The sequence below is a fragment of the Lapillicoccus sp. genome (assembly GCF_046595215.1).
In the GTDB taxonomy this organism is placed as follows: domain Bacteria; phylum Actinomycetota; class Actinomycetes; order Actinomycetales; family Dermatophilaceae; genus Lapillicoccus.
The window spans coordinates 1-20,053 of sequence record NZ_JBKJPP010000090.1 but is presented as its reverse complement, the minus strand read 5'-3'; the positions used below and the strand labels follow the sequence as shown (position 1 = coordinate 20,053).

18 protein-coding genes and 1 pseudogene are annotated in these 20,053 nt (G+C 70.0%); 12 read left to right on the top strand and 7 right to left on the bottom strand.

From position 1 onward, the window contains the following. Positions 1–206: 206 nt before the first annotated feature. A complete protein-coding gene (locus tag ACLL9L_RS07550) occupies positions 207–2,870 on the bottom strand; it encodes a CHAT domain-containing protein (RefSeq protein ID WP_411284030.1) in 2,664 nt (887 codons plus the stop codon). Positions 2,871–3,062: 192 nt separating this feature from the next. On the opposite strand from ACLL9L_RS07550, the gene ACLL9L_RS07545 reads away from it, so the two are divergent. Continuing rightward, a complete protein-coding gene (locus ACLL9L_RS07545; protein WP_411284029.1) occupies positions 3,063–4,337 on the top strand; it encodes a S8/S53 family peptidase in 1,275 nt (424 codons plus the stop codon). A gap of 27 nt (positions 4,338–4,364) precedes the next feature. Here the strand turns inward: ACLL9L_RS07545 and ACLL9L_RS07540 are convergent, their stop codons facing one another. Further along, positions 4,365–5,063 carry a DsbA family oxidoreductase gene (locus ACLL9L_RS07540; protein ID WP_411284028.1) on the bottom strand — a complete coding sequence of 233 codons (699 nt, stop codon included), beginning with the start codon at positions 5,061–5,063 and terminating at the stop codon, positions 4,365–4,367. A 402-nt stretch (positions 5,064–5,465) separates the two neighbouring features. On the opposite strand from ACLL9L_RS07540, the gene ACLL9L_RS07535 reads away from it, so the two are divergent. Beyond that, positions 5,466–5,810: a hypothetical protein gene (locus ACLL9L_RS07535; RefSeq protein ID WP_411284027.1), complete on the top strand. Its 345-nt coding sequence runs from the start codon at positions 5,466–5,468 to the stop codon at positions 5,808–5,810. Positions 5,811–5,881: 71 nt separating this feature from the next. Then, a complete protein-coding gene (locus tag ACLL9L_RS07530) occupies positions 5,882–6,100 on the top strand; it encodes a DUF559 domain-containing protein (RefSeq protein ID WP_411284026.1) in 219 nt (72 codons plus the stop codon). Between the two features lie 163 nt (positions 6,101–6,263). Here ACLL9L_RS07530 and ACLL9L_RS07525 read toward each other — a convergent pair whose 3' ends face one another. Together ACLL9L_RS07525 and ACLL9L_RS07520 are read right to left on the bottom strand one after the other, a co-directional pair. Beyond that, positions 6,264–7,343, bottom strand: coding sequence for an inositol-3-phosphate synthase (locus ACLL9L_RS07525; protein WP_411284025.1), 1,080 nt, complete (start codon positions 7,341–7,343; stop codon positions 6,264–6,266). A 4-nt stretch (positions 7,344–7,347) separates the two neighbouring features. Continuing rightward, complete coding sequence (locus ACLL9L_RS07520) at positions 7,348–8,025, bottom strand: PadR family transcriptional regulator (RefSeq protein ID WP_411284024.1); 678 nt, start codon at positions 8,023–8,025, stop codon at positions 7,348–7,350. 173 nt (positions 8,026–8,198) lie between these two features. On the opposite strand from ACLL9L_RS07520, the gene ACLL9L_RS07515 reads away from it, so the two are divergent. The 7 genes from ACLL9L_RS07515 to ACLL9L_RS07485 all read left to right on the top strand — a co-directional run bounded on the left by ACLL9L_RS07515 (position 8,199) and on the right by ACLL9L_RS07485 (position 15,694). Then, complete coding sequence (locus tag ACLL9L_RS07515) at positions 8,199–10,511, top strand: transglycosylase domain-containing protein (protein WP_411284023.1); 2,313 nt, start codon at positions 8,199–8,201, stop codon at positions 10,509–10,511. A 23-nt stretch (positions 10,512–10,534) separates the two neighbouring features. Further along, positions 10,535–12,013: a glycosyltransferase 87 family protein gene (locus tag ACLL9L_RS07510; RefSeq protein WP_411284022.1), complete on the top strand. Its 1,479-nt coding sequence runs from the start codon at positions 10,535–10,537 to the stop codon at positions 12,011–12,013. A 170-nt stretch (positions 12,014–12,183) separates the two neighbouring features. Beyond that, the gene (rpsF, locus tag ACLL9L_RS07505) at positions 12,184–12,471 is read left to right on the top strand and encodes a 30S ribosomal protein S6 (protein ID WP_411284021.1); all 288 of its coding nucleotides are present in this window, start codon (positions 12,184–12,186) and stop codon (positions 12,469–12,471) included. A 40-nt stretch (positions 12,472–12,511) separates the two neighbouring features. After that, entirely contained in the window at positions 12,512–13,141 is a 630-nt protein-coding gene (locus tag ACLL9L_RS07500; RefSeq protein ID WP_411284020.1) for a single-stranded DNA-binding protein, read from the top strand. Positions 13,142–13,290: 149 nt separating this feature from the next. Next, on the top strand, positions 13,291–13,527 hold the full coding sequence (gene rpsR / locus ACLL9L_RS07495; protein ID WP_411284019.1) for a 30S ribosomal protein S18: 237 nt from the start codon (positions 13,291–13,293) through the stop codon (positions 13,525–13,527). Positions 13,528–13,556: 29 nt separating this feature from the next. After that, positions 13,557–14,003 (top strand): 50S ribosomal protein L9, encoded by a 447-nt coding sequence (gene rplI / locus ACLL9L_RS07490; RefSeq protein ID WP_411284018.1) that lies wholly within the window; start codon positions 13,557–13,559, stop codon positions 14,001–14,003. A 95-nt stretch (positions 14,004–14,098) separates the two neighbouring features. After that, positions 14,099–15,694: a long-chain-fatty-acid--CoA ligase gene (locus ACLL9L_RS07485; protein ID WP_411284017.1), complete on the top strand. Its 1,596-nt coding sequence runs from the start codon at positions 14,099–14,101 to the stop codon at positions 15,692–15,694. Positions 15,695–15,706: 12 nt separating this feature from the next. Here the strand turns inward: ACLL9L_RS07485 and ACLL9L_RS07480 are convergent, their stop codons facing one another. Continuing rightward, on the bottom strand, positions 15,707–16,849 hold the full coding sequence (locus ACLL9L_RS07480; protein WP_411284016.1) for a hypothetical protein: 1,143 nt from the start codon (positions 16,847–16,849) through the stop codon (positions 15,707–15,709). 265 nt (positions 16,850–17,114) lie between these two features. Between ACLL9L_RS07480 and trpS the strand changes: the two genes are divergently transcribed. Further along, positions 17,115–18,209, top strand: a complete 1,095-nt coding sequence (trpS, locus tag ACLL9L_RS07475; RefSeq protein WP_411284015.1) for a tryptophan--tRNA ligase — start codon at positions 17,115–17,117, stop codon at positions 18,207–18,209. Between the two features lie 71 nt (positions 18,210–18,280). Here trpS and ACLL9L_RS07470 read toward each other — a convergent pair whose 3' ends face one another. Beyond that, positions 18,281–18,955 (bottom strand): DedA family protein, encoded by a 675-nt coding sequence (locus ACLL9L_RS07470; protein ID WP_411284014.1) that lies wholly within the window; start codon positions 18,953–18,955, stop codon positions 18,281–18,283. 46 nt (positions 18,956–19,001) lie between these two features. Beyond that, the gene (locus ACLL9L_RS07465) at positions 19,002–19,211 is read right to left on the bottom strand and encodes a hypothetical protein (protein WP_411284013.1); all 210 of its coding nucleotides are present in this window, start codon (positions 19,209–19,211) and stop codon (positions 19,002–19,004) included. A 215-nt stretch (positions 19,212–19,426) separates the two neighbouring features. Here ACLL9L_RS07465 and ACLL9L_RS07460 point away from each other — a divergent pair. Then, positions 19,427–20,053, top strand: a pseudogene (locus ACLL9L_RS07460) (hypothetical protein); the annotation flags it as partial.

The window sequence follows — 20,053 nt, the reverse complement described above, 5'->3', positions numbered from 1 at the left end:
GCGTGGGCGAGCAGCTCTGCCTGTTGCTGCGATCGCGGGTGGGTTTTGGCCGCTCGCTCCCCGCTCACCCGGGACTCCTGAGCAGATGTGGGGCGCAGCCCCTCGCGAGGAGCGACCTCCTGCAGACGACCTGGTCCGGGCGTCGGCCCGCGGCGTTGACCGGTTCATCCCGACCACGGCGCGACTGTTGACGGGGCGGAGGGGCGTCAGCCCGCACCCAGGGCGATGAACGAGAGGGCGGTGGCGGACGCGACCGGGTCGGAGGACATCTCGTGGCGCGCTTGGCACAACGCCTCGGCGAGGCCGGCGCCGGAGCGCAGTCGTTGGTGCAGCGCGGTCATCAACCGCACCGCAGCGTCGTCATTCACCGCGACCACACTCGCCACGATGCCGGCAGTGCCGAGAGGGATGAGTGAGCTTGCCAGACCGAGCACCTCGTCAGCGCCCGCGGGGGCAACGGCACCGCTGTCGCAGCTGGACAGCACGATCTGCCTGGGGCCGCGGTGCATCCGTTGCAGGTCGTAGACCGTCAGAGGACCGTCGTCCAGCACGAGAGCGGAGAACATCGGACTGTCGGCACGGAAGGTCCCATGTGCCGCAATGTGCACGAGCCGCGCGCCGTCCATCGCACTGAGCACCCTGGCTGCGGTGGCCGTGCCGTTCTCGAGGACGACGAGATCGTCGTCGTCGAGTCGGTAGGCGGCGGCGAGCTGCGGAACCTCGGCGCCCTGGGAGGCCAGGCCAGGGCCGCGGACGAGGACCACACGGCCTGTGTCAGAGTCCCCGGCGCCTCTGGCCCGCCGAGCCCGCAGCCATGTCGTCGCCGAGGGAGCCACGCTCACGGCTCTCTCCCGGAGGTCCGGAAGCAGGGACCAGGGCACCGCCTGAAGTCGACCGGGGGGGACGATGACCATCGGCCCGTCGCCGAGGTGTCGCCGTGCCTCGCCCAGGACCAGCTGGTTGATCAGCTCGCCCGACCTGGTGAGGATCTCCAGCGCATCGGTCGGAGCGTGTGCCGAGCGTCCGTACGCGATGCGGGTCAGGCCGAAGCGGGCGAAGTCGAGCTCCGCGGAGACCCTCGCCGTCGGAGCCGCGGCAAAGCGTCGGACCCGGCCCGCGCCGCACACGAGGACGTGCAGAGCGCCGTCGACGTCCACCAGCTCGAGCAGCCGGTCGTTGCCAAGCTCGTCAAGGAGGGCACCGACGTCGAAGTCGCCGGGCCGGGTGTGGGATCCGCGCTGCGCTGTGGCGCCGAAGGTCCGCATCGCCCGTGCCCGGATGGCCTGCTCGAGCCGCTGCTGGTCGCGGGCAAGTTTCGCCGTGGGAAGGCCTCGCTCGAACGACCGAGCGAGGCGTCGCGTGACGTCCCGCACGGATGCGAGGTCGGCCTGGAGGTGGGCGTCGTCCGATGGGCGCACCGCAGGGACGGCGAGCGCGATCGCTCGCCACCTCTCGCTCCAGGAGAGCAACTGCCGCGCCCGACCGAGCTGCAGCGCATGGCGCTGCCCGAGGTTCGCCATCTCTGCGCCGTGCGCGGTCGTCTGGGCGAGCAGCTCGGAGGAGCCGAGGATGCTGCGATGCTCGTCCAGGACGTTGAGACCGCTGCGGCAGGCGTGCATCACTCGACGTCTGTCGCCAGCGGCCTCGCCGCGTAGCGCTTCCGACAGCCAGGCCACGGCGCGCGACAGTGCCGGGCCCCTGTGCCGACCGACGGCAGCCGCAGTCAGGTGCTCGTCCGCCAGGGTGGCGTACCCGACGGCTAGCGCGACCCTGCCGGCCGTCAACCGGGCCAACGGCACGTCAGGGGATGCGACTGCCACCAACTCGTCGACACACTGGTGGGCGTCACGCAACATCGTCAGGGTCGGGGGACCGGCGGCGAAGCCGGCACGCAGCTGAACCAGCCGGGCATGGACGCGCCACCAGCCTCGGCCCTGCCGGTGGAAGAGCCGGGCCGCCTCCGTCGCGCGCTCCAGGGCCTTGGTGTGTTGGCCGGCAGCAAGTGCTGACGTCGCCGCCATGAGCAGCAGCTCGGCACGCTTGGTGGGTTGGCCGTGGATGCGCTCCAGGCGAGTGATCGCCCGGTCGGCCTCACGCACGGCGTCATCGGGAAGGCCAGCGGCCAACAGTGCCTCGCACCGGTTCAGGCTCAGACCCGGTTCCATGGTGTCGAGCTTCTCGAAGCGCTCGGATGCGTCGTCGAAGCAGGTCAGTGCCGCCGGGAGGTCGCCGAGCCGCAGTGCGAGCAGCCCCCGGTGCGCAGTGGCGTCCACCGACTCCAGCTCCTGCCCGCTGGCGACGAAGAGCGCTTCGGCGCGCTGCAGATCTGCCGCGGCCCGGTGGACCCCTCCCAGCGCCAGGTGGGTGAACGCGCGCTCAGTCAGCGCCCGGGCCTGCCAGATCGAGTCGTCCACGGCGCGGAGGACCGCGATGGCCCGGTTGAGGTCGGTGAGCGCCTCGCGGTGGTGCCCGAGGATGTGCAGCACTGCACCGCGACGGAAGAGGGAGCGGCCGTGCAGACGACCGGTGGAGGTGTTCGCTGCCTCGTTGAGGGCGTTGCGCCCCGACTGTGTCCGGCCGGCGAGGACGAGGGCGACCCCGAGAGTCCCCAGCACGTCGACCTCCCGGTCCGCGGAACCTGACAGACGGGCGAGTCGCCGAGCCGTCTGCAGCTCGCGCACGGAAGCATCGATGTCGCCGAACTCACGCAGCACCAGGCCGATCGCCTGATGCGCCATCGAGGCGGCATACGGTGTCGGCTCGGCGGCGAGGACCGCCCTGGCTCGGTCGAAGGCATCGTTGGGCCGCGACAGAGCCAGGGGAAGGAGATCCTCCGGTCCGTCACGGGCCTGCTGGGGTGGCACGGCCATACCTGTAGATCTTGGGGGCGAGAACGCGAGCAGGGCAAGGTGTCGGGGACGCCGGCGAGGCCTTCGCGAGCACGGTGGCAACGGTGACCGCCGCAACCGAGCCGACCACGCTGCTCACCGGATTGACGTATCAGGACCGAGCGATCACCCTCCTGTCTACGACCAACTCAACGATCCCGAAAGGGGCAGATGATGGATCCTGTCTTCGATGCCCAGTTCCGCCTGATGAAGGATGCGTTCGCTCGGCAGGGGATCGAGATCGCCGTCGCGTTCACCCCGGCGGGTGAGGTCGACTACCTCTACCAGGTGGGCAGGCTGCTGACCGTGGACTCTCCCGAGGGATTTGCACGGCTGAACGACATCCTGCCCGGACTGCGTCGCGCCGACCGCGCCGACCAGACGGACAGCCTGACCAGCTCCGGCCTCGTGGTCCTCTCGATCAACGAGCTGGCAGGCGGGCAGCTCTCGGTGCCCGAGGCCCTCGACCTCATCGACGAACGCCTCGGCGCTCAGCGTCACACCCCCCGTCCGGACGCCGAGTTCCCGGTGACCCCGGTCCACGTCCTGCATGTTGCCCGGATCTGCCCGGCCGTCGAGCCGGAGCCGCCGAACGGTGGACAGGTCGCCCCGTGGCCGGCGCCGTGCACCCTCAGCGACGCCCAGGGCCGGCGGGAACCGGTGCGACTCGGGGTGTCCGACACTGGTCTTCTCCAGGACATCGCTGACTTTTCCTGGCTCGACGGGGTGAATGGCGAGGTCGATGAGCTCTCGCTGGGTGCCCCGGGCGGGCCGGCGAGGATCCCGGAGTATGCCGGCCACGGAACCTTCGTTGCGGGCGTGGCGCGCTGCATGGCGCCCTCTTCCGAGGTCTACGTCAACAACCATTTCTCGCTGTCCGGTGGCGAACTTGAACACGTGATCATCGAGAAGCTCGAGCAGCTCGTGATGGAATTCCGCCCCGAGGTCATCAACCTGTCGGCTGGCACCTACAGCCGCAAGGACTGGCCTCTGCTCGGGATGCGAGGCTTCCTCACGGCACATCCCGAGATCACCCTCGTGGCTGCCGCGGGCAATGACAGCACAGACCGCCCGTTCTATCCCGCCGCGCTGCCCGAGGTCGTAGCCGTGGGAGCGCTCGGGATCGATCAGATTCATCGGGCCTGGTTCAGCAACTATGGCGAATGGGTCGACGTCTACGCCCTGGGCGAGGGGTTGGTCAACGCGTACGCGAAGGGTGTCTACACCTACCAGGAGCCACCCAAGCGGCCCGCGAAACAGACATTCCACGGCTTGGCCCGGTGGGACGGCACCTCATTCTCTGCCCCCCTGGTGGCCGGACTCATTGCGGCCCGGATGGCCGGCACCGGGGAGAGCTCCAGAGCAGCCTCCAATGCACTGCTCGAGCTCGCAGAGAGTCAACGCCTTCCCGGCGTCGGTCCGGCGCTGTACCCATGTCAAGTGGACTGACCCGTCCTCCGGGCCGGCGATGGCCGGTCAAAGGGCGCAGGCGTCGCCCTCGCAGCTGTCGCCCTGCGCGGTGGTCACCATCTGGAGCGGGTGTGACTCGGTCCAGGCCTGGGTCAGGGCCTGGCTGAAGACCTCGGCGGGCTGGGCTCCGGAGATGCCGAACTTCCCGTCGAGGACGAAGAACGGGACGCCGTTGATCCCATAGGCGCGCGCCTGTTCCTCGTCCGCTCGCACCGCGTCGGCGTAGGCGTCCGATGCCAGCACGCGGCGCACCTCTACCCCGTCGAGCCCGACCTCGATGGCCAGTGTCGCGAGCGTCTCGGGGTCGCCGATGGCCCGGCCCTCGGTGAAGTAGGCGTGCAGGAGCCGCTCCTTGGCGGCGTCGCCGCGCCCGGTCTCGGCCGCGAGGTGGATGAGCCGGTGCGCGTCGAAGGTGTTGCCGGGCTGCGCCTTCTCCCACTGGAAGTCGAGACCGTCGGTGGCCGCGTTGACGGCGAGGCTCTCCTGGCTGGCGACGGCCTGCTCGCGGGTCATGCCGTACTTCGCAGCGAGGCGGTCCGGGAGCGACCCGGCGGGCGCGGCCTCGGCGTTCGGGTCGAGCTCGAAGCTGTGCCAGACCACCTCCACGTCGTCGCGGTGGGGGAACTCGGCGAGGGCGGCCTCGAGGCGGCGCTTGCCGACGTAGCAGAACGGGCACACGACGTCGGACCAGATGTCAATCTTCATGTGGTCGTCAACCACGGGGTGCCGCTGCGTGTTCCGCGGCCGACCCTGGCGTTCGCTGGCTGACCTGGAGGTCCGCCGGACCGGCAGAAGGTCGTCCGTTACCCGGCATACCGGGACAGGTCGGTCGCTGATGGCGCCTTCTGCCTGTCGGCGAGCACCTGTGGACAACCGCCGGCGCCCCCTGTCAGGCTCAGGCACCCTCGGAGGGGGCTTCCGGACGCGTTGTCGAGGCGTTGACCCTGCTCGGAGGATGCGCGTCCTGGCGCGCGCTTGCCGAGGAGATCTCTCCCCGTGCGGTCAGGAGGGCGCGCTCAGCCGGGGCCATCCACCGCATCCGACGAGGGGCGATATGCCCTTCCGACAGCGGCCGGGCACCGGCGCGAGGCCCATCGACTCACCGGCGTGCTCTCCCACCTCAGTGCTGCGGTCGCGCACGGCTGGGAGGTCAAGACGCAGCCGGACCAGCCCTGGGTGACTTTTCCGCGCAAGCGGCACCAGCTGAAGGAAGACCGCGCCGGGGTACGGTGGCGCGACCTCGACCCGAAGGAACGGGAGCCAGGCGTCACCTCGCCCGTCCGCACCGTCCTCGACTGCGCGGCATCCCTCCCGCTCGACGCGGCCCTCACGGTCGCCGACTCGGCCCTGCGCGCCGGCGACGTCACCGAGGCCCAGCTCATCGCGGCGGCCGGTCCGCGAACCCGTTCGAGTCGGTCCTGCGGGCGATCGCGCTCGAGTTCACCGAGCTGAGGTTCGAGCCGCAGCTCCAGATCTGGGACTCGGGACTCTGGGCGACGGTCGCCCTGGGAGACGAGCGGGCGATGCTCGTGCTGGAGGCCGAGGGCTTCGCCCACCACAGCTCGCGCACGGACCGAGTCCGGGACTGCCGGCGCTACACCGAGCTCACCGTGTGGGGCTGGGCGATCCTCCGATTCTCCTGGGAGGACGTGATGCTCCACCCCGAGCGGGTCCGGTGGGCAATCCACGCCTGGCTCGAACGGCGCGCTGGGCGCCCGGTGCCCCCACCTCCGCCGGCCTGACCCCCTCCCCAAGCTCGTCCGGACAGGCAAGTGTGGCCAGCCGCCCGGCATACCAGGACAGTCGGGCGCCAGAGGTGCCCTCTGCTTGTTTGGCCACACCCCGGACGCAGGTATGCCGCCCGCTCACGGTGAGCGGACGGCATACTTGGTGGTGCGGGGAGACTCAGCGGGCCTCGGTCCCGGCGATGAAGGCCTCGAGCTTCTCGCGGCCGAGGTCGTCCGGGCGCTGCTCCGGCGGGGACTTCATCAGGTAGGACGAGGCGGACAGCAGGGCGCCGCCGATGCCGCGGTCCTGGGCGATCTTCGCCGCGCGGATGGCGTCGATGATGATGCCGGCCGAGTTCGGCGAGTCCCAGACCTCGAGCTTGTACTCCAGGTTGAGCGGCACGTCACCGAACGCCCGGCCCTCGAGGCGCACGTAGGCCCACTTGCGGTCGTCGAGCCACTGGACGTAGTCGCTCGGCCCGATGTGGACGTTGCGCTCGCCGAGGTCGTGCTTGAGGTTGGACGTGACGGCCTGGGTCTTGGAGATCTTCTTCGACTCGAGGCGGTCGCGCTCCAGCATGTTCTTGAAGTCCATGTTGCCGCCGACGTTGAGCTGGTAGGTGCGGTCGAGGACGACGCCGCGGTCCTCGAACAGCTTGGCCATCACCCGGTGGGTGATCGTCGCGCCGACCTGGGACTTGATGTCGTCGCCGATGACCGGCACGCCGGCGGCCTCGAACTTGGCTGCCCACACGGGGTCGGAGGCGATGAAGACGGGCAGCGCGTTGACGAAGGCGACGCCGGCATCGATGGCGCACTGGGCGTAGTACTTGTCCGCGACCTCGGAGCCCACCGGCAGGTAGGAGACGAGCACGTCGACCTTGGCCGCCTTGAGCGCGGCGACGATGTCGACCGGCTCCGCGTCGGACTCCTCGATGGTCAGGCGGTAGTACTTGCCGAGGCCGTCGTTGGTGACACCGCGCTGGACGATGACGCCGGTCGGGGGCACCTCGGCGATCTTGATGGTGTTGTTCTCGGAGGCGTTGATCGCCTCGGACAGGTCGAAGCCGACCTTCTTGGCGTCGACGTCGAACGCGGCGACGAACTCGACGTCCCTGACGTGGTACTCGCCGAACGTGACGTGCATCAGGCCGGGGACGACGCCCTCGGGCGACGCGTCCTGGTAGTACTCGACTCCCTGCACCAACGAGCTGGCGCAGTTGCCGACGCCGACAATGGCGACGCGAATGGATCCCATGGGATTACTCCTTGTGTGAGGGGAGCCCACCGGCCGGGTATGCCGGGGGGCTGGGTGCTGCTCCCACCTCCCCCGGGTGAAGGTATATCCGAGCGCTAGAGCGCTCGGATATACCTCCACCCGGAGGTGGGGGGGTGGAGCGCTCTGCGGTGATCAGCTCGTCGAGCCAGCGGACCTCGCGCTCTGCGGAGTCCTCACCGTGCTGCTGGAGGGCGGCGGTGTAGCCGTCCATCCGCTCACGGCCCCGAGCCGACGCCTCGCGGATGTTGGCGAGGCGCTCCTCGAGCCGGGAGCGACGGCCCTCGAGGATGCGCAGCCGGACCTCGGCCGTGGTGCGGGCGAAGAACGCGAGATGGACGTCGAACTCGTCGTCGTCCCACGCGCTCGGCCCGGCGGCGGTGGCGAGGTCCTGGAAGTGCTCCTTGCCGTCGGGCGTGAGCTCGTAGACGATCCGGGCGCGCTTGCTCCCGCTCGACCCGGCGGCCCGCGGGACCTGGGTGATCCAGCCCGTGTCGAGCAGGTGGCGCAGACAGGGGTAGAGGGAGCCGTAGGACAGGGCGCGCAGCGGTCCGTAGGCCCCCAGGGCGGAGACCAGCCGGGTGCGCAGCCCGTAGCCGTGCATCGGCGACTCGTGCAGGAGCCCGAGGACGGCGAACTCCAGCAGCGCGGCGCGACGAGCCACGAGCCACCTCCTCAGACCTGACATACCCTCGGTTTGTCTGCTTCGATCGTACACCAGATATATCGCGTCGATACATCGCGCCCTCCGGGTCAGCAAGCCCACGCATACTGGGCGCGGGCCCGGCGCGCCCATCCGAGGGCCGAACCGGCCGCCCAGACGACGGAAGTGGACCTGTGAGCAGCAGAACCCGAGGGGAGCACCCCACCTCGAAGCCGAGCCGCAAGGCGGCCGCGACGGGGGCCACCCAGCCGCGTTCCCGGGGCCGCCGGGTGCTGAAGTGGGTGCTCTTCACCCTGCTCAGCCTCTTCGCGCTCGGCTGCGTGGGCATCGCAATCGCCTACGCGACAATCGACCCGCCCAAGCCGAACCAGCTGGCCAACGCCCAGGCGTCGATCGTCTACTACGACGACAGCAAGACCGAGCTGGCCAGGATCAGCGACGTCAACGGCAACCGCGAGTCCGTCAACCTCGCCACGGTGCCCGACCCCGTGCAGAAGGCGGTGCTCGCTGCGGAGGACCGGACCTTCTACACCAACAAGGGCGTCTCCCCGACCGGCATCGCCCGCGCCATCTGGGACGCGGCGCGCGGCGCCGACACCCAGAGCGGTGGCTCGACGATCACCCAGCAGTACGTCAAGAACTACTTCCTCACCCAGGACAAGTCCCTGACCCGCAAGGGCAAGGAGATCATCGTCGCCGTCAAGATCGACCAGCAGCAGTCCAAGGACGAGATCCTCCAGAACTACCTCAACACGATCTACTACGGCCGCGGGGCCTATGGCATCCAGACCGCGTCCAAGGCCTACTTCGGCAAGGACGCCAGCCAGCTCACGGTCGCCGAGGGGGCCGTGCTCGCGTCGGTCATCAACGCCCCCTCGCTCTACGACCCCGCGCTCGGCACCAAGCAGCAGACGAACCTCCAGAACCGCTTCGGCTATGTCCTCGACGGCATGGTGACCGAAGGATGGCTCGGCGCCGCCGAGCGCGCGACGATCACCACCGCCCCGCCGACGATCGCGCCGCAACCCAACAAGACCCTCGCCGGCACCAACGGCTACCTCGTCAACGAGGTCCGCAAGGAGCTCGTCTCCGGGCTCAAGCTCTCGGACAGCGACATCGACCGCGGTGGCCTGCGGATCACCACGACGATCTCCAAGCAGGCCCAGGACGGAGCGGTCGCCGCCATGGACAAGGACTTCCCCAAGGACGCCAAGGACGTGTATGCCGGGCTCGCGGCGGTCCGCCCGGGCGACGGCGCCATCGTGGCGATGTACGGCGGGGCGGACTACCAGACCCGTCCCTACAACTCGGCGACGGACGCGATGATGCAGGCGGGCTCGACGTTCAAACCCTTCGCCCTCATTGCCGCGCTCCAGCAGGGCATCAGCACGAAGACGACGTTCGACGGCAACAGCCCGCTCGCCGTGCCCGGTCTCGGCCGGGCCGGAGGGATCGAGAACGAGGGCAACACCGACTACGGGATGGTCGACCTGCGCAAGGCGACGGCCAAGTCGATCAACACGGTCTTCGTCGGGCTCAACGAGAAGATCGGCCCGAAGGCGACCCACGTCGCGGCCGTCGCGGCCGGGATCCCCTCGGCCACCGCCGGTCTCGGGGACGACCTGACCAACGTCCTCGGCACCGCCTCGCCGCGCGTCCTGGACGTGGCGAGCGCCTACGCGACGATCGCGGCGCAGGGCCAGCGTGCCGCGCCCTACCTGGTCGCCGCCGTGACCTCGGACCAGGTCAACATCGACTACAAGGCCGGCAAGCAGCTCACGGAGGCCTTCCCCAAGGACGTGGCCGCTGACGTCATCGACGCGTTGCAGCAGGTCACCGCCCCCGGCGGCACCGCCTCTCGCGCCGACATCGGCCGCCCCGTCGCCGGCAAGACGGGCACCTCGGAGGAGCGCAAGTCGGTGTGGTTCACCGGGTTCGTGCCGCAGCTGTCGGTGTCCGTCGGCATCTACAAGGACGTGGGCGGCGTCCCCCAGCCGCTCCAGAACATCGGGGGGATCACCGAGCTGAGCGGCAACTCGATCCCGTTGTCGATCTGGAAGGACTTCATGACGGCGGCCCTCAACGGCGTGCCGCCGGCGGACTTCCCGCAGCGGGCAGGGGTCGGTGACGACAAGGCCTCCGTCGCACCGCCGGCCACGACCGCCACGAACCCGCCGTCCACCACGACGACGCCGCCGCCCACGACGACGACGGCGCCGCCGACGACGACCCTGCCGCCGCCCACGACGACGACGCCGCAGCCGACGACCACGACGGCGCCGCCGACGACGACCCTGCCGCCGGTCACGACGACGGCGCCGCCCGCCACCACCAGGCCGCCGGTCACGACGACTGCGCCACGGGTGACGACCACCGGTCCGTCGACGAAGACGATTGCGCCGCCCGTCACCCCGCCGCCGGTGGTGGTCCCACCGGTGGCACCCGCGGCCGGAGTGGCGAGCGCGAGCACGACGCCCGTCGGCTGAGCGACCCGTCGTAGGCTGCCCGCATGTCGTGGACGAGCCCGGACCGCATCGCCGTCCCCAGCCGGGAGGACACGGTGGTTCGGTCCGCGTCCCAGGTCATCGGCGGCCCGCTGGGACGGTATGCCGTGGTGGCTGCCAAGGGGTGGCGCCGCGCCGCCGCAGGGCTCGCCGCCGTCTCGGCCGTGCCGATGGCCCTCGGGGTGGCCGAACGCGCCCACTGCATCGACCAGGGGTGGAGCACGCCCGACCAGTTCTGGCACGCCTGCTTCTCCGACCTCCCGGCGACCTACCAGGATGCCGGCCTCTCGGCGGGCATCGGAGCGTTCCTCGCCGGGGGCACGGGTGCGCCGAGCCCGGCGCACCCGCCGCTGACCGCGTTCGTCATGTCGCTCCTGGCCTCGGTGGTCCCGTCCGGCCCGATGGACAGCCAGCTGCGGTTCTACTTCGCGCTGTGGGCGGTCCTCGGCGCGGTGCTCATCGCGCTGACGACGTGGTGGACCACGGCCTCCGTGCGGGGCTTCCCGATCCGGGCCGCCCACGTGGCCCTGTCGCCGGTCGTGCTCCTCACCGTGGTCGTCGCCCCTGACGTGCTGGGCGTCGCGCTCGCCGCCGCAGCCATGTACCTCTGGAGCCGGGAGCGCCTCGTCCTGTCGGGGGTCCTGCTGGGGCTCGCGATCTCCGCCCGGACCTATCCGATCGTCATTCTCGTGGCGCTCCTGCTCGTCTCGCTGCGTGCGGGTCGGGTGCGGGCCTGGGGGCGGACCGCCGGGGCCGCGATCCTGACCTTCGCCGTGGTCCTGGCCGTGCTGGGCGCCGTCAATGCCGACGCAGCCGTCCTCGCCTACCGCGGCTGGCTGGAGGCCGGAGCCGGCTTCGGCTCGCCGTGGCTGCTGCCCCAGCTCGCCGGGCACGCCCTGCCCCCGGTGGCGGTGACAATCCTCTGCGCGGCCGGGTGGGTCGCCGCGCTCTGCTGCGGAGCGGTCTTCGCCCTCGCCAGCCGCCGCCGTCCCGGTGTCGCCGAGGTCGCCCTGGTCATCCTCGGAATCGTCGTCGTCACCGGGAAGTCCTTTCCCGTCCAGGCCTCGCTGTGGCTCGTCCCTCTCGTGGCCCTGGTCGGGATGCGGTGGCGTGACCACCTCGTCTGGGCCGCTGCTGAGGCGCTCCACTTCGTCGCCGTCTGGCTCTATCTCGCCGGCGCCTCGGTGGCGGACCGCGGCCTGCCGGCCGGGTGGTACGCCCTGTTCCTCCTGCTCCGCCTCGGCGCCGTGGGGTGGCTGGTCCAGCGCACCTGGGCCGTTGCGCGCGCTCGTCATCAGGTCTTCGTCGACGACGGGCCCCCGGAGCCGACGAGGCAGCCGGGCGCGGACCCGGTCGCCGACCCGGGCGCCGACCTCGACCGAGACCTCGACGGGGACATGGGGGATGTCGGGGACGAGGAGCACGACGAGCTGGCCGGCCCCCTGCGCGGCGCGCGCGACCACCTCATCGTGAGGTTCGGCTGAGCCCTGGGATGCCGGTAGTCTGGTCGGGCTCGCCGTGACGCAGTGCCCCCTGTGGATGAACCCCGACCCCTGTCGGACTCACCTGACAGGGTGGAGTCATGGCGGCACGCAGCAACCCTCCTGTCACGGAGAGACCGTGACCGCCAAGTCCAAAGGAGGTGGGTTAACGCATGCGTACATACGAACTCATGGTCATTCTCGACCCCGAGCTCGAAGAGCGCACCGTCGCTCCGTCCCTCGACAAGCTCCTCGCCGTCGTCACCAAGGACGGGGGCTCCGTCGACAACGTCGACATCTGGGGCCGTCGCCGCCTGGCGTTCGACATCAAGAAGAAGTCCGAGGGCATCTACGCGGTCGTCACGATGACCGCCGAGCCGGCTACCGCCCAGGAGCTGGACCGCCAGCTGGGCCTCAACGAGTCGGTCCTGCGGACCAAGCTCCTGCGCCCCGGCGCCTGAGCCTCGACTCGACCCCGACGACCAAGGGACCAGGATCACATTGGCTGGCGACACCGTCATCACCGTCATTGGCAACATCACCGGCGACCCCGAGCTGCGGTTCACGCCGTCCGGTGCTGCCGTGGCGAACTTCACCGTCGCGTCGACACCGCGCACGTTCGACCGTCAGAGCAACGAGTGGAAGGACGGCGAGACGCTGTTCATGCGCTGCTCGGTGTGGCGCGACGCGGCCGAGAATGTCGCCGAGTCCGTCCAGCGGGGCACTCGCGTCATCGTGTCCGGCCGGCTGAAGTCGCGCTCCTACGAAACCAAGGAAGGCGAGAAGCGCACCGTGGTCGAGATGGAGGTCGACGAGATCGGACCGTCCCTGCGTTACGCCTCCGCGAAGGTCACCAAGACCCAGCGGGGCAACGGCCAGGGTTCGGGCGGTGGCTTCGGTGCCTCGGGTGGCCAGGGTGGTGGTGGTTTCGGCGGCACTGGCGGTAGTGGCGGCAGTTCCGAGGACCCGTGGGCAACGGGTGCCGGCAACGGCGCCCCGGCTCCCGGCGGGTTCGGCGGCAACCAGGGTGGCCAGAGCGCTCCCCAGGGTGGCGGCCAGCAGGGTGGCCAGGGTGGTGGCCAGGGGAGCTGGGGCGGCGGAGCGCCGTCCTACGACGAGCCCCCCTTCTGATCACCGGCTGAACCACCCCGCAATCTCGATCGGCGACTCGCGCCTGAGGTGAGGTCCACACTGTGGACCGCGCTGCACGGCATACATTCCTCAAGACAGCTATCCCGGGGAGCAAACCCGGGCTCTCAATACAGAAGGAGAGCACCACGATGGCCAAGCCCGTTGTGCGCAAGCCCAAGAAGAAGGCGAATCCCCTCAAGATCGCCAAGATCGAGAACATCGACTACAAGGACACTGCGCTGCTGCGCAAGTTCATCTCCGACCGAGGGAAGATCCGCGCTCGCCGGGTGACCGGTGTGTCCACCCAAGAGCAGCGACTCATTGCCACGGCCGTCAAGAACGCCCGTGAGATGGCCATGCTGCCCTACTCGAGCTCGGCTCGCTGAGCCCGGCGAGAGCTGAAGGAGACACGCACATGAAGCTCATCCTCACCCATGAGGTCACCGGTGTCGGTGCCGCCGGCGACGTCATCGACGTCAAGGACGGTTACGGCCGCAACTTCCTCCTCCCCCGCGGTGTCGCGACGCCGTGGACCAAGGGCGGCCAGAAGCAGGTCGACGCCATCATCAAGGCCCGCGCCACGCGCGAGGTCAAGACCCTCGACGAGGCTCGCCAGATCAAGGGCCAGCTCGAGGCCAGGTCCGTCACGGTCGAGGCGAAGGCCGGCAACGCCGGGCGTCTCTTCGGTGCGGTCAGCAACGCGGACATCGCCGACGCCGTCAAGGCGTCCGGCGGGCCCACGCTCGACAAGCGCAAAATCGAGGTCCAGGGTCACATCAAGACCACGGGTTCCTACGAGGCGCTCGTCCGGCTGCACCCCGAGGTCCAGGCCAAGGTCAGCCTCCAGGTCGTGGCTGTCTGAGGCCTCGGCCACAGCATCCAAGGACGCTCCATCCGGTATGCGGGATGGGGCGTCCTGCGTTGTCGGCCCCTCGCATCGGTCGCAACGTGGCAGACATGTCTGGCCTGTTGCGGCAGCGTGTCCGCGCGGCATACTTGGTCTGCGGCGTCGCGATCCGGTGCGCCGGGCCGGACCGCCGAAAGGGAACCTCCATGAACCTCGCCGCCAACCTCGTCGACGCTGCGGCAAGAGCCGGGGACCGCACGGCGCTACGGGTGGATGACGAGACGATCAGCTATGCCGAGTTCCTCGCGCGGGCCCAGGCGGCGGCCGGCCTGGTCCGCAGCATGGGGCTTGCCCCCGGTGACCGGGTCGGCCTGGTGGCGCCGAACGTGCCCGCCTACCCGGTGATCTTCTACGGCGTGCTGCTCGCCGGGTGCGCGGTCGTCCCGATGAACCCGCTGCTCTCGGTGCGGGAGATGGGCTACTACCTGGCCGACTCCGGCGCGCGGGCGGTGTTTGCCGTCTCGTCGGTGGCCGAGGCCGCCCAGCAGGCCGCGACCGAGAAGGGCGTCCAGCTGGTCGTCGTCGAGCCCGGCGGACCCACGCCGGAGCAGCTGGCCGGGGTCGAACCGCTGCGGGAGGCGGAGCCGCGCGAGGGGAGCGACATCGCGACCATCCTCTACACATCGGGCACGACTGGGCAGCCCAAGGGAGCGCTGCTCACCCACGACAACCTGAGCAGCAACGCACGGACGTCGACGGAGACGCTCATCCAGGGCCAGCCCGACGACATCGTCATGGGGTGCCTGCCGCTGTTCCACGTCTTCGGCCTGACGTGTGGGCTCAACGCGGCCGTGACCAGCGGCATGTCGCTGGCGCTGCTGCCCCGGTTCGACCCGGTCAAGGCCCTCGAGCTGATCGCCAAGCACCGGGTGACGATCTTCGAGGGGGTCCCGACGATGTATGCCTCCATGCTCAACGTCGAGGGCGACTTCGACACGAGCAGCCTGCGCACCTGTCTGTCCGGCGGCTCGCCCCTCCCGGTGGAGGTGATGCGCCAGTTCGAGAAGCGGTTCGGCTGCCAGATCCTCGAGGGATACGGGCTCTCGGAGACCTCGCCGGTCGCCTCGTTCAACCAGCCGGACCGCGAGCGCAAACCGGGCACCATCGGCAGGCCCGTGCGCGGCATGGAGATGATGCTCATCGATGACGACGGCAACGAGTCCGCGCCGGGCGAGATGGGCGAGATCGCGATCCGCGGCGAGGGCGTGATGGCCGGCTACCACGGCAAGCCCGAGGCCACCGCCGAGGCCATCGTCGACGGGTGGTTCAGAAGCGGCGACCTCGCCACGGTCGACGACGAGGGCTACTACACCATCGTCGACCGCAAGAAGCAGCTGATCATCCGCGGCGGCTACAACGTCTACCCCCGCGAGGTCGAGGAGGCGCTCTACGAGCACCCGTCGATCGTCGAGGCGGCCGTCGTCGGTCTGCCCCACAAGACGCTGGGCGAGGAGGTCGGCGCCGCCGTCGCCCTCAAGGATGGCGCCGTGTTCGACCCCGAGGAGATCACGGCGTTCGTCAAGGAGCGGGTCGCGGCCTACAAGTACCCCCGCCACATCTGGGTGGTCGAGTCGCTGCCCAAGGGACCGACCGGCAAGATCCTGCACCGCTCAGTCGTCGCCCCGGACGGGGTCCGGGGCGACTGAGGCACGGACCCGTCAGAGGCCGAGCCTCTCCGAGGCGATCGCGACCCCCTGGATGCGGGAGGTGATCTTCTGGAAGGCGATGTCCCGGGCGAAGTCCGGCGAACCGTGCTTGGGCTTGTCGTCGACGCTGAAGGGGGAGAAGCCGCAGTCGTCGGTGGCGCCCAGCCGCTCCCTGGGGATGTGGTTGGCCGCCGAGACCAGGTCGGCCGCGACCTGCTGCGGGGTCTCGACCGTGGGGTTGAGCGGGTCGATGACGCCGATGAAGCACACCTGTGGGACACCGTTCGCGTCGTCGCGGCTGTGCTCGCCGACGAGCTTGTAGACGCGCTCCTTGTCCTTCTCGCTGGCCAGCTGCATGAGGAAGTAGCCGGCGTTCATGGCGAACATCGACGGCAGCAGCTCGGCGTAGTCGACCTCGGCTGAGTGCACCGAGTCCATGTCGCCGCCCGGGCAGGTGTGGATGCCGATGTTGGCCCGCTCCTGCGCCGAGAACCGGTCGATAACCCGGTTGTTCAGCTCGATGAACTGCTGGAGCATGTGCCGGCCGGTCCACGGGTTGCGGGGGTCGTTCTTCGACGCGAGCCGGCCCTCGGTGAAGTCGATCGACACGCGGGCAGCACCGGCAGCGAAGGCCTGCCGGATGTCCTTCTCGGCCTCGTCGCACAGGTCGGCGAGGAACTGCTCGCGCGAGTAGCCGTCGAGCTGGTCGTCGAGGGGATAGAGCAGCGACAGCATCGACGGGGCGATGACCGCCTGCTTCATCGGCTTCGTCGCGTAGGGGATGGACTGGCTCAGGTAGTCCGAGGCGAACGTCTTGTAGCGGAACGGACCTCCGGTGAGCCGGGGCAGCTGGCGGTGGTGGCCGTCGTCAAAGATCGCGAAGTACTGCCCGTCGCCGGCGAGGTTGTCCGCGAGGCCGGTGCCCGCCAGCGTGTCCGTGAGCGGGTAGGTCGCGAAGCTCGAGGCGCGCTGCTCCCCGTCGGACACGATCGGCGCCCCGGTGGCCTCCATCCGCTCGATGGAGTCGCGGCAGGCGGCGTCCTGCTGGGCAGCGAGGTCGGCGAACTCGATGCTGCCCGCGTCGTAGTCCGCGATGGCCTGCTGCAGCTTCGCGGGGCGGGGCAGGGACCCGACGTTCTCGGTGGGGATGGGCATGAGGCGACTCCTTTGTCGACGGCCTGGGGCGCGCGCGACGCACGCCGCTCTCGACCCTAGCGCGAGGGTCTAGGATCGAACGGTGACCTCGTCCACCAGCATCCGCGGCTCCGCCCTCAGCGCCCTGCCGGGTTGGTGGCTGCGCTGACCGGGCGCCTCGAGTTCACCACCACGAAGCCGCCCCACCGAGGGCGGCTTCTGCGTGTCAGGCGTCGTCATGTCAGGCGCCGATGACCCCGGCGGGCCCCCACCCAAGGAGCAGATCATGACCACCACCACCACCGACGCGGCCGCTCCGTCCGCGGCGCCCGCGCGCAGGCGGATGCTCACCGGGGACCGGCCCACCGGCCGCCTGCACCTCGGTCACTACGTCGGCAGCATCGAGAACAGGGTGCGTCTACAACACGACTATGAGACGTTCCTCATCATCGCCGACCTGCACATGCTGACGACGAAGAACACCCGCAAGGACATCGACGAGGTGGCGGGCAACGCCCGCGACATGGTGCTCGACCAGCTCTCGGCCGGCATCGACCCGGAGCAGGTGACCTTCTACCTCCAGTCGGCGATCCCCGAGGTGACCGAGCTCAACACCCTCTTCCAGAACCTCGTCACCGTCCCGAGGCTGGAGCGGGTCCCGAGCCTGAAGGATATGGCGCGCGCGGCCGGCAAGGACGAGATGCCCTACGGGCTGCTCGGCTATCCCGTCCTGCAGGCCGCCGACATCCTCTGCGTCAAGGGCAACATCGTGCCGGTCGGCAAGGACAACCACGCCCACGTCGAGGTCACCCGCGAAATCGCCCGGCGCTTCAACTTCCTCTACGGCGAGGTCTTCCCGATCCCCGAGCTGATCGTCAGCGAGATCACCACCCTCATCGGCACCGACGGCCAGGCCAAGATGAGCAAGTCACTCGGCAACGCGATCATGCTCTCGGACGACGCGGCGACGGTGAAGAAGAAGGTCGCCGGGATGTTCACCGACCCCAACCGGGTGCGCGCCGACATCCCCGGCACCGTCGAGGGCAACCCGGTCTTTGCCTACCACGACGCGTTCAACCCCGACACGGGCGAGGTCGACGACCTCAAGGACCGCTACCGGGCCGGCACCGTGGGCGACGTCGAGGTCAAGGACAGGCTCACGGTCGCGCTCAACGCCTATCTCGAGCCGATGCGCGAGCGCCGGTCCACCTACGAGAAGCGGGGCGGGCTCGTGGACGAGATCATCGTCGACGGCACCGAGCGCACCCGCACGGAGGTCAAGGCCGTCGTCGCCGAGGTCAGGAAGGCGATGGGCCTCAGCGGCAGCTACAACCAGCTGCGCCGCAAGGCCGAGCAGGCCCGCAAGCGCCGCAGCGGCTGACCCCGGCGGACGACGAGGCGCCACCACGACGGCGTATGCCGGGTGCCCGCAGGCGCGGACCGGCTGCGGCCTCAGGCGCGGTCGGGGTTCGCGGCGGGCTCGCCGCCGACCTGCTCCGCGGCATACTCCCGCTCTTCGGTCTTGTCCCGGCGCTCTGACCGGATCTTCCAGACGACCGCTGCCACGACGACGACGGCCGCGACCCCGACTGCCAGGCCCCGACCGACCGTCTGCTCGATGGCCCGGTAGGAGTGCCCGGCGAGGTAGCCGAGGGTGACGAAGAGCGAGCCCCAGATGATCCCGCCCGCGGCGTTCCACACCAGGAAGGTGCGGTAGGGCATCCCGGCAGCCCCCGCCAGCGCCGGCATCATCGCACGGAAGAACGCGGTGAAGCGGCCGAGGAAGACGGCCGTGCCGCCGCGACGCTTGAGGAAGTCCTCCGCGCTGTTGAGCTTGTGGCGATGGCCCCGCAGGAACCGGCCGTCGATGATCTTGGGTCCGAAGACGTGCTTTCCGACCTCGTAGCCGACGGTGTCGCCGAGGATCGCGGCCACGACGACGATGACCATCGCGACAGCCAGCTCGGTCTGCCCGAAGCTCGCCGAGACCCCGGCGAGGACGGCCGCCGTCTCGCCGGGCAGGACGAAGCCGATGAAGATCGCGTCCTCGAGGAAGACGAGGAGCCCCACGATGAGGTAGATCCAGATCGGGGACAGGTTGAGGATGCCGTCGAGGAATTGGCTCACGGGCTCATTGTCACCCGCGTTGCTGGCAACGGCTCACAGAGCCCGCTCAGTCCGGGTCGTCGGACGCGGTCCGCGGCCCGTCGCTCGCCTCGGCGACTCCGGTGTCCGCGTCGGTGTCGTTGTCGGTCGGGGCCGTCTCGTCCTCGGTCGGGTTGATCGCGTGGGGGTCGACGTCGAGCAGCTTGTCCTTGGCCTCACGGGCCGCAGCGATCGTCTCCTCGACGTGGTCGAGATCGGGGAGGTCCTTGGCGTCCATCGGGTCGCTCCATCGCGGGGTCGGGTCGTTCCGGACCCACTCTGCCCCTCTTTCCTGCCGCTCACCAGCGCCCACGGCCCGGATCGACACGGATCCGTCGCCGCGCTGGTCGACCGCTTCCCTCTTTCGCTAGCGTGACCCCACGTGAGGCTCCGAGCCTGCTCGACAGCGGAACCCACACACCTGCGTCCGCAACCGTTGAAGGGGTCACCATCATGCCGTCCTGGGTGTGGATCGTCATCGTCCTGCTGCTCATCGTGGCCGTCGTCAGATCCGTCGTCCGCACTCGCGGGGGCGCCGAGGAACTCGAGCCGCCCGCCCGTCGGGAGCCCACCGCGCCGGATGCGGGCGAGGTCCCAGCCGCGACTTCGCCGGTCGGTGCGGGGGGGATCGCGCCGATGTCCGAATGGGAGACCGCTGCCCCGGCGGGCACGGAGAGTGGCGACGACGCGCGCGGAGCGGTCGACGAGGGCGCCCGACCGGGACCGACTGTCAGCGCCCCGACCACCGACTGGGAGCCGTCGGACCCTGGCCTGATCTCTTCCGGGGTGGACGCGGAGCCGGAAACCGTTGCCACAGAGCCGAGCTCACCGGGCGACACGGGCACGCTGGCAACCACGGGCAGACGGAGCACGTCCGACTACGGCGCGGGCTCCGCCCTGCCGGCGGGCAACGGCTTCGGCCCAGAGGGCTGGACCATCAAGGGCAACATCGACTCCATGCTCTTCCACACCCGGGAGTCCCCCGGCTTCAGCAGGATGCGTCCGGCGGTGTGGTTCGAGGACGAGGCGTCGGCTGAGGCGGCCGGCTTCCTGCGCTGGGACCACAATCGCCGGGACGAC

Excerpts from the sequence above, each read along its gene's own strand:
- trpS (WP_411284015.1), top strand. The coding sequence starts at position 17,115 with ATGACCACCACCACCACCGACGCGGCCGCTCCGTCCGCGGCGCCCGCG.
- rpsF (WP_411284021.1), top strand. The coding sequence starts at position 12,184 with ATGCGTACATACGAACTCATGGTCATTCTCGACCCCGAGCTCGAAGAG.
- ACLL9L_RS07550 (WP_411284030.1), bottom strand. The coding sequence starts at position 2,870 with ATGGCCGTGCCACCCCAGCAGGCCCGTGACGGACCGGAGGATCTCCTT.
- rplI (WP_411284018.1), top strand. The coding sequence starts at position 13,557 with ATGAAGCTCATCCTCACCCATGAGGTCACCGGTGTCGGTGCCGCCGGC.
- ACLL9L_RS07545 (WP_411284029.1), top strand. The coding sequence starts at position 3,063 with ATGGATCCTGTCTTCGATGCCCAGTTCCGCCTGATGAAGGATGCGTTC.
- ACLL9L_RS07510 (WP_411284022.1), top strand. The coding sequence starts at position 10,535 with ATGTCGTGGACGAGCCCGGACCGCATCGCCGTCCCCAGCCGGGAGGAC.
- ACLL9L_RS07485 (WP_411284017.1), top strand. The coding sequence starts at position 14,099 with ATGTCTGGCCTGTTGCGGCAGCGTGTCCGCGCGGCATACTTGGTCTGC.
- ACLL9L_RS07530 (WP_411284026.1), top strand. The coding sequence starts at position 5,882 with ATGCTCGTGCTGGAGGCCGAGGGCTTCGCCCACCACAGCTCGCGCACG.
- ACLL9L_RS07480 (WP_411284016.1), bottom strand. The coding sequence starts at position 16,849 with ATGCCCATCCCCACCGAGAACGTCGGGTCCCTGCCCCGCCCCGCGAAG.
- rpsR (WP_411284019.1), top strand. The coding sequence starts at position 13,291 with ATGGCCAAGCCCGTTGTGCGCAAGCCCAAGAAGAAGGCGAATCCCCTC.
- ACLL9L_RS07525 (WP_411284025.1), bottom strand. The coding sequence starts at position 7,343 with ATGGGATCCATTCGCGTCGCCATTGTCGGCGTCGGCAACTGCGCCAGC.
- ACLL9L_RS07540 (WP_411284028.1), bottom strand. The coding sequence starts at position 5,063 with ATGAAGATTGACATCTGGTCCGACGTCGTGTGCCCGTTCTGCTACGTC.
- ACLL9L_RS07465 (WP_411284013.1), bottom strand. The coding sequence starts at position 19,211 with ATGGACGCCAAGGACCTCCCCGATCTCGACCACGTCGAGGAGACGATC.